This is a genomic window from Vibrio eleionomae, assembly GCF_009874545.1.
GTDB classification, from domain to species: Bacteria; Pseudomonadota; Gammaproteobacteria; order Enterobacterales; family Vibrionaceae; genus Vibrio; species Vibrio nitrifigilis.
The window spans coordinates 1-25,959 of record NZ_WEKT01000020.1 but is presented as its reverse complement, the minus strand read 5'-3'; the positions used below and the strand labels follow the sequence as shown (position 1 = coordinate 25,959).

Genomic DNA, 25,959 nt, shown 5'->3' with positions numbered 1-25,959 from the left:
ACATATAATAATTACTGTTCAATCGTTAACTTGTATTGACCAGAACCAGAATAGGCCAAAATCAACACGTAATAGTATCCAGATTGCGCATCATAACTAATGGCTTCATCGGATGAACCTTCCGTTTGCGATACAGCAACAGCTTGCCATTCATTATTTTGGTATTTATACAGTGCCATACCAAAATCTGTATTGGCTGCTCCAGAAAGTGAAATATTCAATACTTGCTCTTGGTTAAGCTGAAAGTAGCTGCCATTAGGTTCGACAACCGATGAATACTGATCGATATTACCCGCATAAACAAGATCATTTGTATCGGTATTTGTCTCATCACCCGTCGAGCTATCATCTGTTTCTTGGTTGTTGCCTTGCTCTGATGAACTAGATCCTGTATCTGATGATGTAGTGGATAGGAAAGAGATCGTTTGCCCAGGTTGTGATACATCTGTGATAGTTAAGCCAGATTCGCTGCCATCCCACCATAGAGAGTTGGTTCCCTTGGTCGTTAAAGCGTTAGGTAATGTGGCGGTAAATTCACCGTATTCTGTATAGACATCAGTGGCATCACCTTGGTTAACGTAATTTTCAGGATCACGATTTCCATCAGCATGTTCCATTTGGATGTAGGGATGCCACTCGTTATCACGGTCACCATTACTGTCTACGTGGTAAATAGCGAGGCCAGACCCCGGTTGTTCGCTATTTTGACCTTGTTGGTTAATCGCTTCAATATAAAAGGCTTCACCGGAATTGTTTGGGTTAGTCCACTTATATTCATGATTACTCATGTTTGTTAGTGAAAGGCGACCGCTCGGCGCATTGCTATCTACTGCTGGGTTCAGTTCAGTGATTGTTTCCCAACCGACTAAATCACGCAGTGGTGACACAGGCGCTGTTGGGTTATACATAGATTTATAGCCTACAGCGCCATATCCCATGATTCCGTAGCTAGCAACAGAGCCGTAAGAACTACCGTCATAATCGTAAAGATCTGGCCAATCGAAGAGTAGGTGTCCTGATTCATGAGCAAATGTACCTATCGACAGGCTACTGCCCATGTCTGAAATCTGATATTTGCTAGTACACACACCATCGGCACAAAATTGTGGCGACAACCAGCCCATATGTGGCCACAGTCCTTTTGACCAAGAACCGCCTGATGTGCCAGCATACAAGAAGTTAAGTCCGCGGATCTGCTTGTTGCCATCGGTTGATAGTGTTGAGAAATCAAAACCTTGTTCATTCTCCAACCAATTTAGTGCTTCAGTGATCAGTTCGCGAGCGCGTAAAGAAAATTCTAAGCTTTCATCGGTATAGTATGCCTTATTGTGCTTGGCTGTGTAGTAACCCACAACGGTGTTTGTGTAGTCCACTTTGCCTGCAGACACCGATTGGTAGTAGCCGCGGATGGATTCTTTGTTATTAAACTCTGAATAATTTTCTGCGTTTAAAAAGTTATTGATTTGGGTTTTCGTCATTGTTCCCGCTTCATCAGGGAACTGAATCATGATGGTTAAACCTTGGATTTTACCAATAACGTGTTTATCGCTGACTGCCGCTTTCGATGACATGAGCCATGAATATTGAGACCTTTCTGGTTGCAAAAGTTTATCGCGCGCTTGTTCTGCTAACTTTAAGCGAGCTGCACGGGATAATCCTTGTTGCGCTTGATAATGTTTAACGAATTTAGAAGCCGAAAGGGCATCGGTACTGATCGTCGTCTTCTCTGTTGCGAGTTCACCAGTAGAGATAAGTTGACTGCCATCTTGTGATACTTTAGCATATGCCATACCTTTTAGGTCAGCATCATAAATAACGAGCTTTCCGGTCGTGGTGCGTTGTTCAGCATAGTAGTCGTTACCGTCTAAACTAAGGGTGAGTTTTTCGCCATTAGGTTGAGTATATTGGTAAGTTTGACCTTTATATGGAATCGCCGCATGGCTCATCGCAGAGATTAAAGATAAACATAAAATACCACTGCTTAATTTAATTTTCATTAATAAGTATCCTGCTATAAACAGTTGTTAACTAGTTTTATTAGTTATTTTTATTTGCCGGATAATGTATGAATATGATTCAAATCATACACTATGTTATGAAGTTGATTTAATAGATATCATCTTCGCTAATTAGTGTATTTAAATTTACATAACGGTCTATTGATTAGTTTATAAAATAAGCGATAATAGATATCGCTTCCAATATCATCTAGTTATATACAGAATACTGTTATTAAATTGGCTAATTGAACGCCATTTTGTAAATATATGTAAATTACAGTAAGTTAAATTAGGTGTTTATATAATGAAGAAATGTCTAATACGCCATCGTGAATATTATGTATACCCAAGTAACCTCAAGATGCTGTTTCAGCGAGAATATATTCGCTCTTAGGCAAGGCACTGATTTGAAGACATAGTCATTCTACGTTAAAAATCAGTAACACAGCCTAGGAGCGAATACAACTCGCCCTTTGGGAGCTCATCAACATAACCTCAAGATGCTGTTTCAGCGAGAATATATTCGCTCTTAGGCAAGGCACTGATTTGAAGACATAGTCATTCTACGTTAAAAATCAGTAACACAGCCTAGGAGCGAATACAACTCGCCCTTTGGGAGCTCATCAACAAACCTATTTCTACGCTCAATCACGTTAAAAGGGAATGACCATTCCTGCCGTGATTAAGCTTGACCTAGGCTCGTTGATGAAGCTCTGAATCCTGCATCTTGAGGTCATTTGGGTATAATTAGCTGGTAATTATTTAGGTAACTTGCTGGGTAATATGTGTCTACAGCTCATCTAGTGGAAATTAAGAAATCTGAGTAGATAGCGATGAATTATGGATATTCATCTGCAGAATTTAAGCTTCTTCAATAAAAAAGACCTAGCAAGGGGCTAGGTCTTAATAATCTAAAATAAGATGTAACCAAGCCCCAATGATGGTGGGGTGGTTATCCTTAACTTAACGCAATTTAAATTTATTAACGATCGAAGACAAGCTGTCATTGATGTTAGAGATACTATTCAGTTGAGAAACTGTAGTGGTATCGTTATCGTTAAGCTGTTTAACTATTTCCGTCAACTGATTCATGTTTTTGCTGATTTCATCCGTAACACTGCTTTGCTCTTCTGCAGATGTCGCGATACGGATAATCAAATCGTTAATACTGTTAACTTGTCCCGTTAAACTATTCAAAGACGTTTCTACTTCACTTGTTCCATCAAAGGTTTCCTGACAAGTATCCTTGGTCCCCTCCATTAAGGATAGGACTTCTTCACTACCTTGTAATAACTTGGTCAGAGCCTTTTCTATCTCTTCGGTACTGTCTTGAGTGCGGCTAGCTAAAGCACGAACTTCATCTGCAACCACAGCAAAACCGCGACCTTGTTCACCAGCACGCGCTGCTTCAATCGCCGCATTGAGTGCTAAAAGATTTGTTTGTGATGCAATATCACCGATCACGGCCAATATTTGATTGATCCCTTTGGTTTCCTCACTCATGTTTTCCATGCTTTCTGCTGTATTATCAACGTTTGAGACTAAACGATTCACATGAGTTTTTGCACGGCTCAGTATCACTAGAGAAGATTGCCCCATATCAGCCACTTCTTGCGTGTAACCGACGGACTCCTGTGCGTTTTGTGCCACTGTATTGGCTGTTGCGCTCATCTCTTCAATCGCTGTTGATATCTGCTCTGTTTCTTGGACATGTTGCCCGAGGATTTTTGAATTTTGTTTTGATGTCGATTCCATTGAAGAAATATTGGAAACGAGCTGACCTGAAAAATCTTCAATTTGTAGCATCAGCTTTTGTAAGTGCGCAATAAAGGTATTCACATCTTGGCCAATTTGCCCAAGGTCATCGTTAGATTTCACGTCTAAACGACGAGTCAAATCACCTTCGCCACTTGCTAATGTTCTGATGGTGGCTTTGAGTTCTAAGATAGGGCGATAGATAATATGTAAAATTAACGTTATTAATGCGATGGCCACAAGAACATAAATAATCGTTAAAATAATGGTCTGTTTCGCTAGCTCATTAAGATCTGCGAATACAACACTTTTATCTAAACCGACCAACAGATACCAACTGGTGTCTCCGTAGGGTATTCGCTCTGCAAACATGACTTTATCGACGCCATTAAGGTCATAATCGGTGTATTTTTTATTTTGTTTGATTGATGGAACAAGATGAGCGAGTGAGTCGTAGTCATTGAGCTTATCACCCACTTTTACAACGGCTGATGTACTGGCTAATATCGAAGAATTATCTTGCATAATCATGGCAATAGAGCCTTTGATTTGCACTGATTCTACGATTTCTTTTAGTAAGGTTAGTGGAATATCAGCGAGAATAACCGAGTCTTTGCCTGATTTTTTACCGATGCTAACCATCATTTGCTTCGTCGTCGCGTCAGCATAGGGAGCGGTATAGATAAGCCCAGGGCTTTGCATCGCCTTGCTAAACCAAGGCCGCTGAGCAGCATTATAAGAGTCTGGATTTTTGTTGTTCGTCCAACCTGGAAGATTATATGAACAATAAGCATCCCCATTACTAAATCCAACCGTAAGGTTGAAAATATCTCCAGTCACCGCAGCCACACGCATACGCTCTGCATGGCCGTCTTGATATTGGTATTGCTTATAATCATCAGCGATATTCGATACCGCATCGGATTTTTGCTTAATGAAGTTATCTAATCGGCTAGAAAGCTGATGCACATAATTCTGCGTACTACGATAAATTGTCGTCTTTAATACTTTACTTTCACTACGATAGTTGAAGTAGTTTGACGTACCAACTGCGATGCCCATTATAAGAGCAGAAGATAGAATAAGTGTTTTTTTGAATCCAATCTTACTCATGTTGTCCTCAAATTATAGTTATAACCTTATATGGCGATCTGGTAATGCCAAAGAGGGAGTGTGCCCACTTGACACCAACTGTTCATTTCTTATTTGCGTTGTTTATGGTTCAGCCCTGTGTTTGAAAGACAAAATAGTAGAATTAATTTGTTTCAATCCTACGCACAGCAACCCATTGAATGAGTGTAGAACAAGATTCAGAGATTATGATGATAAAATTATTATCAACAAGATAATAAATACCTCATTATACAGATATTTATGGAATTTAATGGATAATTAAGACGTTCAGTGAGGGAGAGAGCTTGATATCGCTACTCTTTGAAAGTAAAAAGAAAAAGGTACCCCTTAAGGGTACCTTTGAAATTAATGTGATATTGATTCTAAAAATAGAAAGGCAAATTATTTTTTACGACAATATTCAGCGATTAAGTACATTGATTGACCGTTCGCTTTGCCAGAAATCAGTTTAGGATCATCTGCTAAGCTGATACCACGAACAACAGTACCTTGTTTGATGACGAGAGATGAGCCTTTGACTGGCAAATCTTTGATGACTGTTACGTCATCACCTTTTTTAAGTTCAACACCATTTACATCAAGTGTCTTTTCGGCATCATCATCCATACCGATTTCAGCCCATTTTAGGGTCTCTTCTTCCATGTACATCATGTCAACAAGATCTTGCGCCCAGCCGTTTTCACTCGCTAGTTGCTTAAGTTGACGCCATGCTAATACTTGAACAGGTGGCTCTTGGCTCCACATGCTATCGTTTAGACAACGCCAGTGGTTGACATCTACTGTCTCAGCGTCTTCGATTTGACCTTTACAGGTGTCACATAGCATTACAGCGTGATCGACTGTAACTTGAGTGTGTGGTGCAACAACAAAAGGAGTTAAAGGACTTTCACTAGAACATAGTTCACATTTTGAGCTGCAGCGTGCAAGTAAAGTTGCTTCAGTAGACATTGTACCCACCATAGTAAATTTTTATGAGCGGCGTATTATCCATTTTATACACAAGAAGGAAAGGGTTATTACAATAAAAAAGCAAAAATAGCGGTCTTGTGTGATGAAAATCATCAATAAATTGATATTTTGTGTCTTAACCTAGCGGTAAATGCGACAAAATAGCAGTAATTAAATTAAAAATGATGGCTTTTTTTCCAATAATAACCTCGCTAGAATGGTATAAAACTACAATTAATTAGGAGCTTACCCATGAAAATTTGGAAAAAGCCTATAAGTCTCGATATTCTTAATCAAACCTCGCAAAATACGCTCATCGATCATTTAGGAATAGTGTATACCGAAATTACCGATGAGACCCTATCAGCAACCATGCCTGTGTGTTCCTTTACTCATCAGCCACTAGGAATGTTGCATGGTGGGGCGTCTGTTGTATTAGCTGAAACGCTCGGTTCTGTAGCCGCTAACTTTGCGGTCAGCGAGCAGGAGTTCTGCGTGGGTTTAGATATTAATGCAAACCATGTTCGTTCTGCACGAGAAGGCACTGTGACCGGAACGGCTGTTTCATTGCATCGTGGCGTTTCTACCCAAGTATGGCAAATCAACATTACCGATGAGCGGGGACGTTTGATTTGTACTAGCCGTCTGACCATCGCCGTAAGAAAAGTACGTCAGCAGGGTTAACAATGTTAGTTGAATTTAGTCAGGGTAAAATTATAGTGACGACTCATGAAGTTGTCGTCAAACTTGCCGCTCCGAGTCAGTGTATGCTTCATGCACAAAGCGAGGCGATTTCCTTATTCTCTGGGGCAAACGTTATGGTGGCCAATACTGGTGCAGTAAAATGGACCATCACTTTGGATAATCCGCAACAACTGAATATTCTATCTGAACAATTAGGCTGCGATATTCAATAAGTTATGTTTATCGCACTACGCATTTTCTCTATTTTCTGTTTGATGAGCACTTGCACATCGATTCGAAAATAGGGAAACTAACTCATGCTGAGAACCACTTAGAGATTTCCTCAATATGAGTAGCCCACGTTTAAGAGCACAATTTGAAACGTTATTTGAACACTTCGCTGGGAGAGATTCGCATACTCAGTTAGAAGATGTGACCGATATACTGTGCTGTACTCGCCGTAATGCTCGTATTGTTCTCAATAAAATGGAAGAGGAAGGGTGGATTGAATGGCATCCTTCGGCTGGACGTGGAAAACTCTCTGAACTGTTGTTCAAACGTTCTCGTTCTGATGTGAGTGAAAATGTCGCTAGACGTTATCTCGATGAAGGTAAAATAGAGCAAGCGCTCGGTGTACTCGATCACGATGCGACGAAATTAACTCAGGTCATTCAAAGTTATTTGGGTGTTCAACACAGTGAAGGAATGCCGGTTGTTCGTCTTCCATATTACCGTCCTCTTTCTATGCTTAATCCACTTAAGCCCATGCGTCGTTCCGAGCAACACATTGTTCGACACGTGTTCAGTGGTTTAACCCGATTAGATGAGCATGAACAAATTCAACCCGATTTGGCTCATAGTTGGGAAGCCTTGAGCGATACCCATTGGCGTTTCTATTTAAGACCAGGGGTGCGTTTTCATAATGGTGAATTGCTTACCACCAATATTGCGATTGAAAGCTTGTGGCAGTTGCGTTTTTTTAATCTATTCGCACATCTAGATTCTATTTCATCTCCTTACGATTGGGTTATTGATATTAAGCTACAAAAGCCCGATTACCATTTACCTCTGTGGTTAGCAGAATCGTGCGCCAAAATTTTATTGCCAGAATCCAAACGAGAAGAAGGCTTTGACCTTACTCCGATCGGTACTGGCCCATATAAGGTTGTGGTCAACGACAGTAAAAGGTTGGTATTACAAGCTTATGACGGGTATTTTGGTTTTAGACCATTGCTTGATCGGGTCGAGGTGTGGGTAATTGATGAGGTTCATTCTTCATTAGTATTCCCATCTTTAAATAACCCGATAAAATCCGGACGAAGAACCTCTTTTAGTGAAGATGTTGAACTTGATCCTGGGTGTACCTATCTATTACTTAATCGTAAGTATGGCATAGCGAATGATGAACATTGGGCTCACTATTTATGCCATAAATTAAGTTCGCTCAATATCATGCGGCATATCCCTGAAGAAGCCATTGTCGAAATGGGCTTACTACCAGCCTATGGATTAAAGCCCGGTTGGTATCATAACTCGTTGTCTGATTTCCCAGTTCCGACGCCAACCTCATTTCATGTATCAGGTCACCGTAAATTGGTTGTCGCATATCATGCGAAGCATCCGATGTTTCCAACTATCGCAAAAGTGATTGAACAGCTACTTTTGCAAGATAATATCCGCGTTGAATTTATCAAGTATGAGCTAACCCTTGATGAACCGGAGAATGTGGATATCTGGATCAAAGCAATGGGGATTGCTAATCATCGTGATGACGCGTTAGCCGGGTGGGTATTAAATGATTCTGATATTGAACATATGAGTTTAAGTGATGATTTTGCTAAGTGGAGTTTGATGATTGACATGTGGCGTGCTCAAGACGAGTCTCATTTCCCGGGTAGGGAATTAGCCAAGGCGTTGGTTGTGCAACATCAATTAGTGCCGATGTTCCATTGCTGGTTAGGGGTATCTAAAGATCAATGTGGCGCACTTCAAAATGCAAAATGTAACGCACTTGGTTGGTTCGATTTTAGTCAGGTATGGATCAAACCAGACCATATTTAAGTGTGACAAGACTGACAAATAAGTCAATTACACCAGAAACGATACAGATTTATACCCGCTATTTTGCTACTATCCTCGGCAATTCCATTGGAACATTCATTGAGCGAGGCAACATGGCATTAGGGTTAATCTTTTTTTACATTGCAACTTGCACTGTTATGATTGCAAGAGAAATTAAGCAAAACCGTTAAACATTTTCTGTATCCTTTTCTACGGTAATTGAAGTAAAGCCAGCAAGATGAATGCTGGCTTTCTTGTTTATGGCGGGGATCACTTGATGATTTAAAAGCTGTATTTTGCTGTTACAGCAAAATTACGTTTCGCTTCGGTATAAGAAGAGGAAAGAGAGCTCTTATCACGTAGGCTATTCCAGTTGTAGTACTCTTTGTTAGTCAAATTAAATACGCCAGCAGTGAGGGTTAATTGTTTCATTGGCTTATAGTATGCCGTCAAATCAAACACAGTCGCGCTAGGCATTTGTGTTTGACCATCACTCACATCACTATCATCTTTTTTCGCTGTGAAGTGAGTTTTAAAGCTGCTACCCCAAACGCTGTTTGGCGCGTCATAGGCTAGGGTGAAGATCGCACTCCAAGGGTTAATGCTATCCAATGCTGCTCCATCACCATCTTCACCTTCTGTGTAAGCAGCCACAAATTTAGAACTGGTACCGTTAGGTGCTCCTAACAGTTCATCCAATTGAGTTTGGTTAGACAGTTCAATTCCCTTGATTTTTGCTTTACTTAAGTTGGTATAGTAGTACTGAGTCAGGCCATCACTGCCTTCACGGCTAGTTCGATCAATAAAGTCATCATAATCACTATAGAACGCTGAAATTTCAGCCGACGTATACGCATTATTAAAACGGTAACCTAGCTCATATGAAATACTTTTTTCTGCTTTTAAATCCGTGTTCGGTATGCTCTCATAGCCGTAAGCGGGGTGACCGTAGATGTAATATAACTCATCGAAAGAGGGCGCTCTAAATCCTTGGCTGATTTGCGCAAATACGGAGTGTTGCTTTGTTAAATGGTAAACTGAACCCAGTCGAGCAGTGAATGCTGAGTCACTATAACTATCATAACTTTCCCCATCTACATCACTTGGTTCCGTACTAAACCAATCATAGCGAACCCCTGGAGTAATTAACCAATCTCCATGATTAAGAACAATTTGGTCTTGCAGATAAACTCCCGCTTTTTGCTCTTTTACATTAGGGGTATAAACAACTGAGCTACTGCTTGTTGTACCACTTGACGTGCTATCCGAATTAAAATCATTACGTATATCACTATACACATAATCAGCGCCATAGGTTAAACGGTGTTCTGTTTCACCAATAATAATACGTTTATTCAACTGAGTTAGACCTTGCCACTGTTTTGACTCATACACATAGTTTTTGTGCTCTTGAGCAGAAGTATAGTTTGATATACGGTTGGTGATATTAGTCTCTTTTTTATCTTGCCAATTAACTTGTGAGGTAATGATGTCTGCCAGTGAGCTATCAAGTTCCCAAATATGTTTGATGCCAAAGCGAAGCTTATCAGACGTATCATCACCTGTATAATCAGTATAGTTAGAGTTGTAGATATCAGAATCCGTTTGGTTATGAATATCTTCACCAATGAACTCAACACGGTGCTGATCGTTGAGTTGGTATTGAAGTTTCAGTAATACATCGTTTTTCTCTGTATCTTGTCCTGTTGTTGAGTAGTTTGCTAAGTCACTATCATGACGAAAGTTTTGAACTTCTTTCCCATCACGACGTGTTACAGAGATCAATGCGTCTAGATCACCAGAACGATGAGCCACAATCATGTTTTCCGCAAAGGATTTATCTTTAGAAGAATAGGCCAGTTTAATTTGGCCCCCGGTATTGCTACCATCTTTGATAAAATCGATAGGGTCTTTGGTTTCAATGGCGACAACGCCACCAACCGCATCGCTTCCATAAAGACTCGATGCAGCGCCTTTGACGATTTGAATATCTTTCACCATATCAGGGTCGATATACACTCCGGCTGAATTGATAAAACCTGTATTGCCACCACTATAACTTTGGCTTTGGGTCATTCCGTCTACAACAATTTTTACACGGCTTCCTTCAATACCACGAATATTGATATTCTGAATACCTTGACGATCCGCGCTATTAACGCTTACACCGGGAACATCATCAAAGATATCTTTTAAAGTGGTATCTAAATTGCGTTCAATATCTTTAGAGTTAATCACAGTAACTGAGGCCGCTGTGTTGCCTAATGTTTGATGGTTTCGTGTTGCGGTGACAACAATGTTTTCCTGTTCGCTGGCAGCATAAACGGTAGGAGTTAGTGCTAGTAATATTGCGGCAGAGACAGCCGTTTGTTTGAGCATCGACGTTACCTTTATCTTATCTATTATATTTTCAGAGAGTTAGGTTGTGTCACGCATACTATTTAATACAAATGATAATTACTAGCATTTAAACATTAACAAAAATTAATAAATAATTATCTTTACAGATTATTTTTTGCCTAAAGATATAAATATTCTATATTTTTCATTATCTTATTGTTTGAAAACATTTGGGGTAACAGATACACTGTAAAGGTTTGTAAAGCCTTAATTGTGTAAAGGTCATGATTTATGGCGGAAATGTGAGGAAAAACGTAGAGTGCAAAGTCCAATAACCTTAGAAGCATTACATATTCTCGATGCTATTGATCGTCGAGGTAGCTTTGCTGCTGCCGCTAATGAACTGAATCGTGCGCCAAGCTCATTGAGTTATCAAATACAAAAACTCGAACAAGATCTAGACATTATGATCTTTGACCGCTCAGGTCATAAAGCCAATTTTACTGAGGCAGGCAAGCTAATTTTGGAACGGGGCAGAACCATCCTATCTGCAACTGAAAAGTTAGTCCATGACGCAACAGTATTAGCCAACGGTTGGGAGCTAGATATCACCCTTGCTTTTGACGGCCTTATTCCCATCAACAATTTTTTCCCGTTGGTTGATGCATTGGGCAATGTCAGTAAAACCCGAATTCGTTTGCAAGAAGAAATTTTAGCCGGTTGCTGGGAATCATTGGCAAGTGATCGTGCCGATTTGTTAGTTTGCCCACGCATTGACACATTACCTCAAGATGTTAAGGCTGAAACGCTAGGTAAAATCTCGACAGTGTGGGTTGCCGCGACTAGCCATTATATTCATAAACGTAGTGGCGAATTTGACGAAGAAGCAAGACAAAAATATCGCGTGATTGCCATCGCTGATACAGCTCGAGACCAACCTGCCATGAGCGTGAATATTTTACAAAAACAACCTCGTTTGACTGTAACGAACTTAAACGCAAAATGCCAAGCGCTAGTTGATGGTCTCGGTATTGGTACTTTGCCAGAATGCGTTGCTCAACCCTATATTGAAGCGGGATCCCTGCAGGTTATTGAGGGCGCACAAAGAACAGAGCTTGATATCATCATGGCTTGGCGACGCAACAAAATCGGTGAAGCCAAATCATGGTGTATCCAATATTTGAAAAAACACTGGAAAATGAAGTAGTGTACAAGCGATAACTCGTATTCATCAATGGTATGGCAGATACATAGTCATACCATTGTTACTTTTGTTCGGGTATCCGTTTATCTAAGGCAAGTGTCATCTCTGCTATGCCGTCCTCAAAGAACACTTCAATATTAAACCCGTAGTTTCGGGCCAAAGTCAGCATGCCCTGGTTATTAGGCATAGTAATCGCAGAAATTCTCAGAACCTGTTTATTTATACAGTATTTTATAATCTTGTCCATCAGCTTCTTGCCAAGGCCACGTCCTTTTAGATCGGAGCGAACCAAGATAGCAAATTCTGCATCACTATTCTCAGGCGTGATCAACGCTCTGGATACCCCAATAATATCGGTTCCCTTTACTGCAACAAAAGCCATTTCACGGTCATAATCTATCTGAGTCATATTGGCTAAAGCTTCATGGTTAAATTCGCCAACTTCGGTAAAAAAGCGTCTATATAAGTCCTCTTTGGTGACTAAATTGATAAACTTTGCGTGTTGAGGTTCATCCTCTGGCAGTATAGGCCTTATAGTGACGGCGTCACCTTTCTTGTCACTCCAGGTTTCGATTAACTCCGTTGGATAAGGGCGTATTGCAAGCCGATTTTGTGCATCACCAGTAAAACGGGTGAGTGTTAAGTCCATATCAATGAGCGTTAAATTCGTTCCATTAATAAACACTGGATGTATATCCAGTATTTTTATTTCCGGGCATTCAATCACCAGTTGTGACAATCGAACCAAAAACTCCGATAGGGCATTTACATTAATACTAGATACTGATTTCTGCTGACGTATCTTTCTTTCTTGCAATGCGCGAACAACCATATAGCGAGCTAACGTCATATTAAGCGGTGGTAAACCTGCAACAGCATCGCTTTGCTCATCCCATTCAGAACCGCCTTGACCGATTAAAATGACAGGGCCAAATGTGGTATCTGGCTTAATCACAATTCGTAGCTCTTCAGAGTCCGCTATTTTTGCCATCGCCTGAATTTGCAAACCTTGAATTCGTGCTGCGGGATAATGTAATTCAGTTCTATCCAAGATCGATTGCGCGGCACTGGCTACTTCATTGTGGTGACGTAAATTAAGCATCACTCCCGATACATTGGATTTGTGTAAAATATCAGGCGAATAAAGTTTGACCGCGACAGGATAACCTATCTGGTCCGCAATATGGGCCGCTTCAATAGCATCAGAAGCGATGCCACTGGGTAAGGTATTAAAACCAAAAGCTTCCAAAAGTGGCCGAGCTTGGTGAGTGTCTAGCTCCACACAATCTCGCTCCTGTAATTGTTGATCAACCCAGTGCTTTGCTTGGACTAATTGTGACGAGAGTAACGACTCTGTCGAAGTTGGTGTTTCCATTAATTGCTTTTGGTTTCTCCGATACTCGACCAAATGCATGAAAGCACCTACCGCACTTTCCGGAGTACGATAGGTGGGGATCCCCGCCTCGCTAAAACATAAGCGCGCATCTCGCACAGACAGCTCGCCCGACCAATTGGTCAAAATATTGAAACGCTTGGCTCTAGCGTCTGTGGCTATCAATTGCACGAGTTTTTGTGCAGTTTCCGTGGCATCTGCAACAGCAGAAGGGCTTAACATAAGCAGAAACGCATCTATTTGCTGGCTATCAAACAGGACTTTTAATGATTCGACATAACGTTCACTGCCCGCATCACCTACGATATCGATGGGGTTGTCGTATGACCAACTCGTTGGAAGAAAGGAGTCTAGCTTTACCAATAATTCTGGTTCTATCTCAGCCAATTTGCCTCCTCGTTCTAGTAGGGTATCAACTGCCATAATTGCAGGACCGCCGCCATTAGTGACGATGGCTAAACGTTCGCCACGCAGGGGAATGGTGTGAGTTAACGTTTCGACAGCAGCAAACAACTCATGCATGTTATTAACACGCAGCATACCGCTACGCCTTATCGCAGAATCATAAATGATATCCAATGTATCATCACTGCCGTTATGGCGATGGGCTGCCATCTGTCCCCGTTTTGTTCTACCGCTTTTCACCACCAAAATTCGCCGGTTGCGCGACGCGGCTCTCGCGGCGGACATAAAGCGGCGAGCATCATTAATGGTGTCAACATACAACAATATCGCTTCAGTGTGAGTTTCTGTACTTAGGCAATCAAGTAGCTCCGCAAAATCAATATCACACGCATTCCCTAAGGAGATAAATGCTGAAAATCCGATGCGCTTTTCATTAGCCCAATCAAGTACAGTGGTACACACCGCAGCAGACTGAGAAATGAAGGCAACATTGCCTGGTAAAGCGGTAATAGGAGAGAATGCACCACTAAAATTCGCCCATGGCAGAAGTAATCCGAGACTATTCGGGCCTAAAATCCGCATTCCCGACTGTCTTGCAATCGATAAACACAGCTCTTGAATGGTATGAACTGAATCTGCCCTATCATGCATGTCTGCCGCAACAATGACAGCATATTGAACGCCTTTATCCGCTAACTGTCGGATAATATCCACATTGCGCGTAGCGTGAGTACAGACAATCGCAATGGTAGGAATAATCGGTAACGAATCTATGCTCGGATAAGCTAAAACGCCACAGACTGAAGGGTACTTAGGCGTTACTGGCATAATGGCGCCAGTAAAGCCGTTTTGCAGCAAGTTTTTCATCACTACATTACCCGCACGGTACGCTGTAGGGGTGGCACCAATCACCGCGACAGATTGTGGCGAAAGTAGTGATGTTAATGCGTTCATACCTTGATTCCTATTTGTGTTTTCAAACACTTCTATGGTCTGAGTATATACACGAACATGATCAAATCGCCCGAATCCTCTTCGTTTTTTGAAGGTGGTAACATCAAGTATCTCGAATGAAAACCACAAGGCGAACTACATAAGTAACGATGTATAGGGGTAAAGATAAATGTCAGCAAGATCACATCTGTTACGTCTAAGGTGTAGTTTGTGTCATAAATCACAGGATATCGACATATATTAGGTACAGAAACTTGATTATCTGCGCCGCTATCGGCATGATTTACTTACTATCTACAAAGAGCGTTAAAGATTCCATGAAAAAGATTGCAATAGTTGGTTTATCAGCCTTACTCGCTGCTTGTGCTTCAGAAAATTACACAACTGATGTGACGACTGAGAGTCATCGTGAAGAGTTTAAGGTTTCGCCAGTTTCACAACCCATCGTCTCACAAAATGGGAATGTTCAAGGTATTTCAGAACAAAATGCAGCGCCTCGTGTTATTCACACTGAAGTGCGTAAGCAACCAGCCACTCAAAAAGCAACTAACACTGTGAAAATCACGCCACCGACCGCTAAGCAGCAGGCGTCTCACATGCGCTTTGGTTACACCATTCAAGTTGTCGCTGTCGGTAATCAAAACAAAGTAGACCGCTTTGCAAATATTTTGCCTAAACAAGGCCAGCCGGTATGGGAAAACTACAAGGTGGTAAATGGCACCAAGTGGTACACTGTTCTTTATGGTGATTTCGCCACACGCACCGAAGCAGCAAAAGCAATTCAATCACTACCTGCTGAGTTAAAACGGTTGAAACCATTTGTTAAGAGTATTGATTCAATCAAAAACTCAGATTTTCCAACAATGAATAAACTAAACTAGATCACTGAATAGAGTTGCCCCATGAGTTGTTAAATAACTCATATTTTCAATAAGTGAATTTAGTACACATAACAAAAAGGGGCTTTGCCCCTTTTTCCGTCTGTTATGTGAGCACTTAAGCCATAATTTGGTAAGAAAGGACGTCTAACACTGTAAGTTATCAGTGAATTGACTATCATAGTCACAAACCTGATTAAGGTCAGTCACGGAACATATTTAATGGCAAAAACAACAATTCTACTTTTGTGTGGCGGATGTTCATCTGAGCATGAAGTTTCGCTCATATCGGCAAATTTTATTGAACAGCAATTATCTCAAACTGCTGAGTTTGATGTTGTTCGAGTTGAAATGAAAAAAGACGGTTGGTTCTTAAATTCAACGACTTTGGTATCACTAGATACCAATACTGCTATTCTTAATGGCAGTGAACAATCTTACAAAATCGATTTTGTTGTTCCCTGTATACATGGTTATCCAGGTGAAACAGGCGATATCCAATCGATGTTAGAACTCACTGGAATCCCTTATTTAGGTTGCGGACCTGAAGCTAGCACCAATAGCTTCAACAAAATTACCTCAAAACTCTGGTATGACGCACTCGGAATACCTAACACCCCATACGTGTTCTTAACAGACCAGAGTTCAGAATCATTAACCAAGGCTCAACAAGCATTCGCTCAATGGGGAGCTGTGTTTGTTAAAGCAGCTTGTCAGGGATCGTCAGTAGGGTGCTATAAAGTCACTGAATCTGAGAATCTTGCATCAAGTATTCGTGAAGCATTTAAGTTTTCTTCACAAGTTTTAGTCGAAAAAGCCATTAAGCCTCGTGAGCTAGAAGTAGCCGCTTATGAAATGGATGGAAGCGTATTCATCACTTCTCCCGGAGAGGTGATTGCGCCACAAGACGGCTTCTACACGTATGAAGAAAAATACAGTGATCATAGCCATTCTCATACAGTGGTCGAAGCTGAAGGGTTAACCCAATCGCAACTTGATGCTATTCATGATGCTGCGACTAAAGCATACCAACATATGCAGCTTCGTCACTTATCACGCATAGATTTCTTTTTAACGGAAAACGGTGAAGTTTATCTCAATGAGATTAATACCTTTCCAGGTATGACGCCGATTTCCATGTTCCCGAAAATGTTAGAACATAATGGCCACAAGTTTGCTGAGTTCTTAGCTTATTGTGTAAAAAGTTCACTCACTCCCAAGGCTTAATTTTTAGGAACTTGATTTTCTCTTGCTCTGCTGTGTTTTTGTCACCTAAGTATTGATAAGGCATAGCAGGGCTCAACCAACGCCCAAACTTCTGAATCTCCTTGGCTTTATATCCCTGTTTAGCTAACTCTTTTACCGCACCAATGCGCGTCGATTGTCCTGAGAATTTTAGCTGCGGTTCCCCTAATCGTTCACCAGCATTACGAAAAATCCGATAGATGGAAGAGTCATCGAGAGCTTTATCAGAAATTGTTCCGTGGCGATTAATCGCGCGAAAAATGAATCCGGAATCATCATCCAACACAGATAACCAATTTCGCAATGCATTTGAGCCATTTGTCGATAGTTGGTATTGAGCGTCGCCAAGCAACACAGATAGATGAGTATCGTGGTCGGTGATAAGATCCGCAGTCATCCGTTTTAACTCACCTCGTTTTAATGCACATTCAAACATTACGTAATAAATAGCTAAATCACGAATATCTTTGATGACATCAGAATGAGCCATTTGCTTTGTTAATTCGTTCAAATGTACAACAGTGAAGGTTGTGGCCTGTTTTTCATCACCATGTTTATCTAAACGTAGTTGCATCAATACCTTACGCACTTGATTATGGTTTGTAGGATCATTTTGACCACACAATTGATGCATGACGCTAATGGTAATAGAATAGCGGCGAACAGTTGCATATTTACGTTGACGAGCGACATGTTCTAGAAATAAACGCACAACCGTCGTAGAAGCGGGCATTACCGCAACATGTTTTAATTGGCAAAATTCAATGAATAGATTCCAGTCTTTTGTCATTGCCAAACACGTACTGTGAGCATAGTGGTTATTGGTGATGAATTTAAAATCATCCACGGTGATCGGATGCTTAAGTTTTAGACAGTTACGTTTCAAAATTTCTGAATCTGTGACCGATAATGAAAATTTTTTCATTTTAGAGCACTATAACCATGAGAATTTAGACATTAATATACTTGCTAAGATAAGATATACAATTATTATTTAAGGTAATCAATCTAAAAGAGCGTAGATCGCCTATGGCTGTGTCAAGTTACCGAGGCTTTCATCTTCAGTCGGCCCCGAACTCGACTGATATTTGGCAAGCTAAAATAAAGCAACACGTGTTAACTGGCAGTCTTGCTGCCGTGAAGAAAAGTATCGACTGGTGGTGTGACACTGCCAAACTTATCGATCCGAAAGAATTTGAATCTCTATCGCATAAACGGGAAGATGCTTCTAGTGGTGCTCAAGAGATTTTTAACGGCTACACTTTAAAAAACGATACTGGTCAGCCCAATGAATGGTATTGTTTTTTTAATGGTCGCCTTATTAAAGGATCAAAGTTAGCGATTCAAAAACACATTGAAGCTTATCTCGTTGCCAAGCAAAAAGCGGAAGCGAGACAGAATCAAATGAAGAAGTAGTATAGTTATGAGTTTAGTTTATTCAACTGAAGTTGGTCGCATTCAACCTGAACCTGAAAAAAAATCTCGACCTAAAGGTGATGGTATTGTTCGCATTCATAAAGAGACCAAAGGTCGTAAAGGAAAAGGGGTCTCTATCATCAAAGGTCTCGATCTTGATGATGCGCCTCTAAAACTTCTCGCTGCGGAGTTAAAGAAAGTTTGTGGTTGTGGTGGCTCCGTAAAAGAAGGGAACATTGAAATTCAAGGTGATATGCGTGATAAAATTAAAGCTCATCTTGAAAAGAAGGGACATACAGTAAAATTAGCCGGCGGTTAATTTATATTTGATATGTTCCAATTTGAAAGGAAGCCGTCAATGCTTCCTTTTTTACTCTACAAACACGGCAAATAAGCATGGCACGACCAAAGCTTCCTCGTAACATATGTGGTAGACCCACAAACTCTTGTTTTAAACCTAATGGCATTCCTGTATCTGAACTTGAAGAAATACAACTCGAACTAGACGAGTTCGAAGCATTACGGTTAGTCGATTTAGAAGGTATGCAGCAACAAGTAGCCGCTATTGAAATGGGTGTTTCAAGGCAAACATTAGCTAATCTTGTTAAGTCTGCACGAAAGAAAGTGATAGATTGTATTGTAAATAGTAAAGCTCTAAAAATGTGACGATGTCACTTTTCTTTAACATCGAATACAGATAAAGAACGGTAGGGTAACTTACCGTTTTTTTATAAGCTGATTGTTTGCATATGCTATAAATAAGGCGTATAAGTAGCATATGCAAATAATAGTGTGTGAGGTAAGATATGAATATTGTCATTCCACAAACAAATAACGATTGTGTTTCTAATCACTTCTCAAAAGCACATAGCTATGTGTTATTAACTGAGTCGGGACAATTCATTTCACAATATGAAAATATTGATCAGAAATGCGGTCAAAAACGAGCATTTGTCCAGTGGCTTATTTCTCACGAGGTAAAGTGTGTTTACATAAAAGGTATAGGTCAACATTCATTAAAAAGGTTATTCAATCATGGAATTAAAGTATTTTCTCTTCCTAGACATTGCCGTGATTTTTCGAATATTGGGCCAGATGTAGCTGCCAGTACTGAACTTACTAACGTTTCGCAAGGAAAAGTAGGTAGACCTAAAAAAGAAATGAACGCGAGAACTCGTGGTTGTAAAACAATGAGTGCCACAAAAGAGCAACAAACAACTCGTAACATGATGGGAATCATTAAGGGATTACGTCGTAAAAATAGAGAGTGTTGCCATGGCTGCGGTCGTTAATATTAATACTGCGATAAATTCAATTGAGAAACCTAACGAATGTAGAGACGTATTAGAGTTAAACTTGCCGTTTACTCAAACAGCACCATTAGCCGTTAAGTCTCAATATATTATCGAGGAACAATTTCAAGGCTATAAAGGGATCTTACATGGTGGAATCGCTGCAACATTACTCGATACCGCTATGGTCAGTTGCTTGAATCAAGCGGGCATTATGGCCATGACTGTTGAGTTGACCATGCGATATCACAGTACAATACACATTTCCGATCTCGTTATTATAGAAGCGAGCGTTGAAAAAGAACGCCATCGGATACTGCATATGACGGCTTCTTTACTGGTGAATGACCAATGCTGTGTATCTGCCAAAGCAAAATTTATGCGCACAGGGTAATCATTTCACACGACAATTGTCGTTTAGGCATAAGCTAGCTCTAGCTGGGGAGGCATTACGCTTATGCCGCTTTTTATTAATTCATTGATTCCACGTGAGTAAAGTAATAGCGAATACGCTCACGATAATGAATAGAGCCAAATTTCATGTTGTGCCACATTCGAATAATCTTAACCGCAACCAAGTAATTGACAGAGTTGACCCGAGCATTAAAGCGTTTAGTTTGTTCTGGTTGCTTTTTACTAAGCGGTAATGTATTCGGTAATTGATTAAGTTGAATCATACCCAAAAACATCATTTCCAAATCATGTTCGTCCAATCGACCGACTCGAAATTGTTCAAACCAACGATGATCTCTGTTGTGAGTAATAGCTTCGATCATGAGTGATGTTGCCATTAAACAACGGATTTTATCTAATTCCACCAAATCATTAAGGCCTGCAGTAGTAAGATGCTCGAGATATTGAATGGCCAAGTTTAACACAGATACAAAACGCAATGGCATTACATAGCCAACAATAATATTCCTATTTTTAATCGAAGATGACAAATAGGAATATTATATACTTTATGGTAAATGACTTATGTTGAATAAAATAATGAAAGGAAGAGTTGGTGTACTAACTTACACTGAGGGTGAATTTAACATAACACATATAATACGCACTGTTTGTGTAAGGGCAAAGTTGTAATGTCACTTTTTAGGTTCTGCAGCTAGCCTCATTCTTATGTGAACTTATTTAAGGATGCGGCAGATATCCTCAACTTGAGTGAGCGCCAAGTACAACGTTTAATGAACCGGCTACGAGAGTCCGGTGCGGCCAGTTTGGTGCATGGTGCTCGCGGTAAGCCAAGTAATAATCGTATCTCCAGTGATTATCGACAGACTATCTTAGCGATTGTTCGAAAGCACTATGCGGATTTTTCTCCAACATTAGCACAAGAAAAATTGTTAGAGATCCATAAATTACCTGTTTCCAATACGACCAGTTTGCAGTGTGAATGAATTATTGAACGGTCCTTTGTTTAAGACTCAACATGCTGAGATTTTAATTACACTGTCACTTATTATAACTTACCTATTTTAGATCATTTTGATTAAGCCGCAGAGTTTATACAAGAAAACATTAACCGCGCTGGTTTTCTTATTAATCAACGCTATAACCACAATTTCCTCACTAGTTTGTTTAAACGCTAGGTATCTAATTTTATTGGGAGCTGTTGATTGGATAGACACCAAAAAAAGCCCGCAGGGTGCGGGCGAATGGAAGTTATATTCATGCAAGTTTTTATGAAAGGCAATTTCATCACTATTTAGTCTAGTACCTACTCAGTAAGAATTACAACAAATTGCCTATACCAAGTTTTTTATATGTTATCCCTACTCTATCATGGCCGCTTGATATAGATATCGTATCGTTATGGCTAACGTTGTGCTCGACTGAGAACAGTAGTAAAAGAAAGATCTTTCTATTGAGAGAATATGAGATAATTTCTTTATCTATCTGAAAAAGAACAGGATAACCATGAAAAATCAGGATCTCACTGTCTATTTGGCGGATGATATTGATATGAATCTAGGAAAAGCCATCGCCCAGGTTGCGCACGCGACTGGAGCGGCTTGGTTGGCTAGGATGAAACCCTCACAACAAGAAGATAATCAAATAACATTGACGCTGACACCTTCAGCTCGAGTAGCATTGGAACAAAATTTGGCACTAGCGCCAAAGATCGTCCCCGTTTCTCAGCAAGAATTGCCCACAGAAGAAGAACAACATATTGAAATTATAGATGCAGGTAAAACAATCTTTGAGCGCCCGACGAAAACATGTGTCGCAGTCTCGACTGTTCTCGGTGATGCGCTCCCCGATTCCCAACGTCTTCTTTTTAACGACGACGTCATTAATTACAAACAAACGTTTTTCGTCAACCGAAAACTGATCGCGACGCTGGCATTAAGCGATCAGCAAATCATGTCTCTGTTTGCTAAGGCAAGCCTGGCCATCATTTTAGAGCCTGTTACCGATGGCCGGCTCAACTTGAATATCAGCGAGCCACTTTATCAATGGATTACATCTGCGTTTGGTAAAACGGTAGTGGGCACCAAGAAAGTGAGCAAATTATTAGAAGTGAGTGCACTACTTGATGAAGACCACATTCACTATCGCCGTGTTTATTTTAATGACTACTGCCTTGGCTATTGCACACAACCGATCGACGCAAAGGTCATTCATAAATACACGAAGTACAAAACGTTCAACTTACTTAGTTAAGTTCTTACGTTATCTAGCGTGGATACTTTCTTTTTGGCGCATGACGGTATCCTTTGTTGTTGTACGCCAAAGAAGCACCAATATCGACCGACTTAATGATGGACTCCCTTAAACCTGGAATCAAACTGACTTCGCTACTACCTTCAATCGATTGCAAAATCCCTTCTGCCGTTGATTCAATGATTTCTTTCGCGTCTCTTAATTTAAACTCTTTCGATTCTGCCAGGTTGAGTAAGGTCTTCCGGTCTGGGAATTCTTTACTCTTAGCCATCTTCAATGCCATCTGAACACCAGTAATATTGAGCGTTGGATAAACTGGCGTATGGGTGATATCAAAAGGAGGTGACACAAAAATATTCTGCATATCCGGTGTATATTGCAAAGCGAAGTTTTTTAGATGAGCATCACCATTACCAATTAGGCAATTGAAGACAACGTAGCGATACATCTTTTCAATTTCCGTGTAATTAGTGCCCGTATAAATGGCCGTCGCTTTGAGTAACGTTTCATAACTACCCGTGTATTTCGCATCAGGAGAGTTACTTTTGCCCAAAAGCACCGTGAAATCTTCATACCCTAATTGGCATCCAGAAAACACATTAGGATCAGGGGTATCAAATCTCTCAATGACGAAGGTTTCCAAATTTTCGGATAGATAGGTTTTAGGTGGGTTTAGACCACAAAAGCGCGCCGCTTCCATACAGACAAATTCATTGACAGTAAGCAAAGGAAATTCTTCATCGCATGCCTTAACAATGAGATCAGCCTGCTGTACCGTTCTCCCCGTACTGATACTCACCTTCGGTTGCATACCTGATAATGTATTTCTCAGGTAATACCGCTCGATCAACTGTGGAAACAGTGGCGTTGAACCATCATAATTAATGATATCGGCTAATTCCATCGGTTCCACACTAGGCAATTGATATCCACCATCGAAACAGAGTTGACCAATGCCACTATCACCTTGTAATGATAATAAATACATATCATCAACTTTTGCGTACCTTGCTAGTTTTTGTGCTATGTAGCGTCGGTTAACACCTTCAGGTAAGTTTTGAGAAAAAATAGGATGTAAAGCACCATTGCTATAACCGTCATACCCTTTTCCAGTCATCGTTAAAGAGACATGCAATGTATCTTGGGTTGGTTGATAAAAATGGTTTGATTCATGAGTTAAGATACCAAGTTGTTGTCCTTGAGCAGAGACCTTTAACTTCTTTATCTGTTTCGGGAAGTCTTCGTACATCAATCAGTCCTCATCAGAAAATAACGTGCTAAGGTTATCGAAATCTGGGAGTGTTCTTTTCATTGGAGTGATATTAAGTTCAAAACCAAGGTAACAAACATAACGTTCTAAGATATCAAGTGAACCAGTAAAACGACCAGACTCGATTTGAGAAATTGTGGTGTTATGTATACCGGTCTCTATTGCAACCTGCTTCTGGGTCATAGCTTTAGACTTACGTTCTTCTTTAAGCGTTTCACCTATGGATAAACGGCTCATACCTGCCTCCATTATTTTACTAAATAGCAAAAATTAAATAATTAATACCAAAGTTTACTATATAGTAAACTTTTTGGCGAGCCGTTAAACAATCGAAGTATTGTGAATAATCACATAAAAGAAACCCGCAATAAATGCGGGTAAAGGAGTTTATCCGAATGGGATATTAAGTATGCAGATAATTAACTAACCGTTTAATCGTAGTTCTTCCATAGGTTAAGCGCCAGTAGATGTATATAAATTAATTTGCATACAGGCTGATTTGTGACACCGTGACATTGTAAATGATTCAAGCGCTTGCTTTAACACGATCGCTCTTGTAACTTTTTACTATCATGTCTAATTGGTGTAAATCACGTTCATGTCTTAAATTATTCCGAGCAAAATTAAGTGCATCGTTATAAGCCGCAACTGAGCGGCGGTTAAAACTTTTGTGAATACAGCCAACTACACGTAACTTTAAATAGAATAAAATTAAACTTGGAACGTACTTACCATAATCTAATAACTCTTTAAGCTTAACAGCAGCCATATCATAATCGTTTTGATGAAGAAAGTTATTAATTTCCTCTTTTAGTGCCGCGTAATCCTTACCGCTAAGACCAGTTCCTTTCCGCCTTGAAGCGTAACGTTGTAACGTTAATTGTTTGATTCTCGTAGCATTACTTACTCCGTTAAAGAGTTGCAATTCAGATAACTCTAATTCAGTCAGAAACTTATCTAATCTATCCTTCTCACACAGCACATCATACATAAATGCGACGTTCGCCGTTGTGCTCACTGAAGAAATAATGTCTTCTTGATGACTATCAACAATGTCATTGAGCATATTTAACGCGTTGTTAGTTCTACATTCAATGATGTCACGTGCGACCTCTTGTAACTTAATATTGATATCAACAATTGATTCGTTAGGAAAATTGGCTTTGCCTTTTTTTAAAATTTCGTCTGCAAGCATCAGATGAGTCATCTGTTCACCAATAACACTAACATCAGATAACTCTTTTAAAGCATTCGCATAATCAATATAGTAATCCACGTTATCGTAGATAGTCCCTTCCACTTGATTGAACAGCTTTTCATAACGTTTAACTAACTTGTCAACGTTATCGTGTTGCCCGATACTTTCAACTAAACCTAAAGAAGCATCAATACAGTCTGGATTAATCGCGGCTGCTTTACGAAATTGAATCTCAGCCTGTTTAATATCCCCTTTCATTAGGAATGCCTGTCCCATCACGACACAAAAATTGGTCGACATCGGGTATTTACGTCGACCAATTTTCGCTTCTTGAATGGCTTTATCATAAAAGGATTCTTTCACCAATGAACGGCACAGATAATTACGGGCCCATTCAGCTTCGCTGTAACTAAGGAAGTGTTCCGCTGCCGTAATTGTCTTTTCATAGAGCTGATCATCATAAGTGGCTTTAATTTTTAACTTATTCAACCAAGTCGATGAGATACCGTACTCGTTGTGTCGCTCTATCTCATGAATCGCTTCAAGAATTTCTTTACTATTGCGCTGCTCTAGAGCTTTACGCAAGTCCCCGGTAACGATAACGTTGCGGGCATTATTGCGTAAACGATTCTTCAAGATATCTATACGATAGGGTTTCAAAAGAATATCATCTGGCTCATTTTCAAGCATACGGATGATGTTTTCTTTACTGTGATCGGCACTGGTTAGAACCAAGCAACTGCGGGGACTTATGATTTGTAGAAACTTTTCAACTTTCTTAGGCGTGAGAAATTTAGAGATATCGTAGTCTACAATTATTAAATCGTAGAGATAATGATCTTCAATGCTTTTCTTTATTAGAGTTTCTGCTGCGTCAATTTTTTTTTCTATTTTTACATCAGTAATACTTATTTTATGTAGAATACTGCGTATATTAGTTAAGGAAAAGTCAGAGCGATCGACAATTAACGTTTTTAAATGACTAATCTTTAACTCTTTATATGCCATAAACTAAAATCTTAAAAAATTAGGTTTTTACTAATATAAGTTTGAATGGATACTATATTAATGGCACGTTTTGTCAATCATTTATCAAATTTAAGACTATATTACAC

At 40.0% G+C, this 25,959-nt stretch carries 22 protein-coding genes and 2 pseudogenes; 14 read left to right on the top strand and 10 right to left on the bottom strand.

Going from position 1 to position 25,959, the window contains the following annotated elements; translation table 11 throughout:
- Positions 1-11: 11 nt before the first annotated feature.
- The 3 genes from F9817_RS12130 to F9817_RS12120 form a co-directional block, all read right to left on the bottom strand.
- On the bottom strand, positions 12-1,997 hold the full coding sequence (locus tag F9817_RS12130; protein WP_202436442.1) for a M6 family metalloprotease domain-containing protein: 1,986 nt from the start codon (positions 1,995-1,997) through the stop codon (positions 12-14).
- A gap of 966 nt (positions 1,998-2,963) precedes the next feature.
- Positions 2,964-4,868, bottom strand: coding sequence for a methyl-accepting chemotaxis protein (locus F9817_RS12125; protein WP_161155862.1), 1,905 nt, complete (start codon positions 4,866-4,868; stop codon positions 2,964-2,966).
- Between the two features lie 402 nt (positions 4,869-5,270).
- A complete protein-coding gene (locus tag F9817_RS12120; RefSeq protein WP_161155860.1) occupies positions 5,271-5,837 on the bottom strand; it encodes a PhnA domain-containing protein in 567 nt (188 codons plus the stop codon).
- Positions 5,838-6,089: 252 nt separating this feature from the next.
- Here F9817_RS12120 and F9817_RS12115 point away from each other — a divergent pair, with 252 nt between their 5' ends.
- From F9817_RS12115 to F9817_RS12105, 3 genes are all read left to right on the top strand, one after another.
- Positions 6,090-6,521, top strand: a complete 432-nt coding sequence (locus F9817_RS12115; protein WP_161155858.1) for a hotdog fold thioesterase — start codon at positions 6,090-6,092, stop codon at positions 6,519-6,521.
- 2 nt (positions 6,522-6,523) lie between these two features.
- Positions 6,524-6,754 (top strand): DUF3389 family protein, encoded by a 231-nt coding sequence (locus F9817_RS12110; protein ID WP_161155856.1) that lies wholly within the window; start codon positions 6,524-6,526, stop codon positions 6,752-6,754.
- A 115-nt stretch (positions 6,755-6,869) separates the two neighbouring features.
- On the top strand, positions 6,870-8,582 hold the full coding sequence (locus F9817_RS12105; RefSeq protein ID WP_161155854.1) for an SgrR family transcriptional regulator: 1,713 nt from the start codon (positions 6,870-6,872) through the stop codon (positions 8,580-8,582).
- A 282-nt stretch (positions 8,583-8,864) separates the two neighbouring features.
- Here the strand turns inward: F9817_RS12105 and F9817_RS12100 are convergent, their stop codons facing one another.
- Complete coding sequence (locus F9817_RS12100) at positions 8,865-10,961, bottom strand: TonB-dependent hemoglobin/transferrin/lactoferrin family receptor (protein WP_161155852.1); 2,097 nt, start codon at positions 10,959-10,961, stop codon at positions 8,865-8,867.
- 280 nt (positions 10,962-11,241) lie between these two features.
- On the opposite strand from F9817_RS12100, the gene F9817_RS12095 reads away from it, so the two are divergent.
- The gene (locus F9817_RS12095; protein WP_161155850.1) at positions 11,242-12,129 is read left to right on the top strand and encodes a LysR family transcriptional regulator; all 888 of its coding nucleotides are present in this window, start codon (positions 11,242-11,244) and stop codon (positions 12,127-12,129) included.
- Positions 12,130-12,187: 58 nt separating this feature from the next.
- Here F9817_RS12095 and F9817_RS12090 read toward each other — a convergent pair whose 3' ends face one another.
- Complete coding sequence (locus F9817_RS12090; protein ID WP_161155848.1) at positions 12,188-14,878, bottom strand: bifunctional acetate--CoA ligase family protein/GNAT family N-acetyltransferase; 2,691 nt, start codon at positions 14,876-14,878, stop codon at positions 12,188-12,190.
- A 317-nt stretch (positions 14,879-15,195) separates the two neighbouring features.
- Between F9817_RS12090 and F9817_RS24520 the strand changes: the two are divergent.
- The 3 genes and pseudogenes from F9817_RS24520 to F9817_RS12080 form a co-directional block, all read left to right on the top strand.
- Positions 15,196-15,373, top strand: a pseudogene (locus tag F9817_RS24520) (SPOR domain-containing protein); the annotation flags it as partial.
- 56 nt (positions 15,374-15,429) lie between these two features.
- A pseudogene (locus tag F9817_RS24515) lies at positions 15,430-15,759 on the top strand (SPOR domain-containing protein); the annotation flags it as partial.
- Between the two features lie 219 nt (positions 15,760-15,978).
- Positions 15,979-16,983: a D-alanine--D-alanine ligase gene (locus tag F9817_RS12080; protein WP_161155845.1), complete on the top strand. Its 1,005-nt coding sequence runs from the start codon at positions 15,979-15,981 to the stop codon at positions 16,981-16,983.
- Here F9817_RS12080 and F9817_RS12075 read toward each other — a convergent pair.
- A complete protein-coding gene (locus tag F9817_RS12075) occupies positions 16,967-17,926 on the bottom strand; it encodes a tyrosine-type recombinase/integrase (protein ID WP_161155843.1) in 960 nt (319 codons plus the stop codon). The two genes, F9817_RS12080 and F9817_RS12075, sit on opposite strands and share 17 nt — an antisense overlap.
- A 104-nt stretch (positions 17,927-18,030) precedes the next feature.
- On the opposite strand from F9817_RS12075, the gene F9817_RS12070 reads away from it, so the two are divergent.
- The 5 genes from F9817_RS12070 (at position 18,031) to F9817_RS12050 (ending at position 20,103) form a co-directional block, all read left to right on the top strand.
- Positions 18,031-18,417 (top strand): DUF3319 domain-containing protein, encoded by a 387-nt coding sequence (locus F9817_RS12070; protein WP_161155841.1) that lies wholly within the window; start codon positions 18,031-18,033, stop codon positions 18,415-18,417.
- A gap of 7 nt (positions 18,418-18,424) precedes the next feature.
- Positions 18,425-18,736, top strand: coding sequence for a stress response translation initiation inhibitor YciH (gene yciH / locus F9817_RS12065; RefSeq protein WP_161155839.1), 312 nt, complete (start codon positions 18,425-18,427; stop codon positions 18,734-18,736).
- A 77-nt stretch (positions 18,737-18,813) separates the two neighbouring features.
- Positions 18,814-19,083 carry a DUF134 domain-containing protein gene (locus tag F9817_RS12060; RefSeq protein WP_161155837.1) on the top strand — a complete coding sequence of 90 codons (270 nt, stop codon included), beginning with the start codon at positions 18,814-18,816 and terminating at the stop codon, positions 19,081-19,083.
- 140 nt (positions 19,084-19,223) lie between these two features.
- Entirely contained in the window at positions 19,224-19,709 is a 486-nt protein-coding gene (locus F9817_RS12055) for a NifB/NifX family molybdenum-iron cluster-binding protein (RefSeq protein ID WP_161155835.1), read from the top strand.
- Positions 19,693-20,103, top strand: a complete 411-nt coding sequence (locus tag F9817_RS12050; RefSeq protein WP_161155833.1) for a PaaI family thioesterase — start codon at positions 19,693-19,695, stop codon at positions 20,101-20,103. Before F9817_RS12055 ends, F9817_RS12050 begins: the two co-directional genes overlap by 17 nt.
- Positions 20,104-20,179: 76 nt before the next feature.
- Here the strand turns inward: F9817_RS12050 and F9817_RS12045 are convergent, their stop codons facing one another.
- The gene (locus tag F9817_RS12045) at positions 20,180-20,608 is read right to left on the bottom strand and encodes a hypothetical protein (RefSeq protein ID WP_161155831.1); all 429 of its coding nucleotides are present in this window, start codon (positions 20,606-20,608) and stop codon (positions 20,180-20,182) included.
- Positions 20,609-20,833: 225 nt separating this feature from the next.
- Between F9817_RS12045 and F9817_RS12040 the strand changes: the two genes are divergently transcribed.
- The gene (locus F9817_RS12040; RefSeq protein ID WP_345789730.1) at positions 20,834-21,109 is read left to right on the top strand and encodes a helix-turn-helix domain-containing protein; all 276 of its coding nucleotides are present in this window, start codon (positions 20,834-20,836) and stop codon (positions 21,107-21,109) included.
- 520 nt (positions 21,110-21,629) lie between these two features.
- Positions 21,630-22,376, top strand: a complete 747-nt coding sequence (locus F9817_RS12035; protein WP_161155829.1) for an aminoacyl-tRNA hydrolase — start codon at positions 21,630-21,632, stop codon at positions 22,374-22,376.
- Positions 22,377-22,389: 13 nt separating this feature from the next.
- On the opposite strand, the gene F9817_RS12030 is transcribed toward F9817_RS12035, so the two are convergent.
- The 3 genes from F9817_RS12030 to F9817_RS12020 all read right to left on the bottom strand — a co-directional run bounded on the left by F9817_RS12030 (position 22,390) and on the right by F9817_RS12020 (position 25,852).
- Positions 22,390-23,625, bottom strand: a complete 1,236-nt coding sequence (locus tag F9817_RS12030; protein WP_161155827.1) for a type II toxin-antitoxin system HipA family toxin — start codon at positions 23,623-23,625, stop codon at positions 22,390-22,392.
- Between the two features lie 3 nt (positions 23,626-23,628).
- Entirely contained in the window at positions 23,629-23,883 is a 255-nt protein-coding gene (locus F9817_RS12025; RefSeq protein ID WP_161155825.1) for a helix-turn-helix domain-containing protein, read from the bottom strand.
- Positions 23,884-24,172: 289 nt separating this feature from the next.
- The gene (locus F9817_RS12020) at positions 24,173-25,852 is read right to left on the bottom strand and encodes a hypothetical protein (protein WP_161155823.1); all 1,680 of its coding nucleotides are present in this window, start codon (positions 25,850-25,852) and stop codon (positions 24,173-24,175) included.
- Between the last annotated feature and the right edge of the window lie 107 nt (positions 25,853-25,959).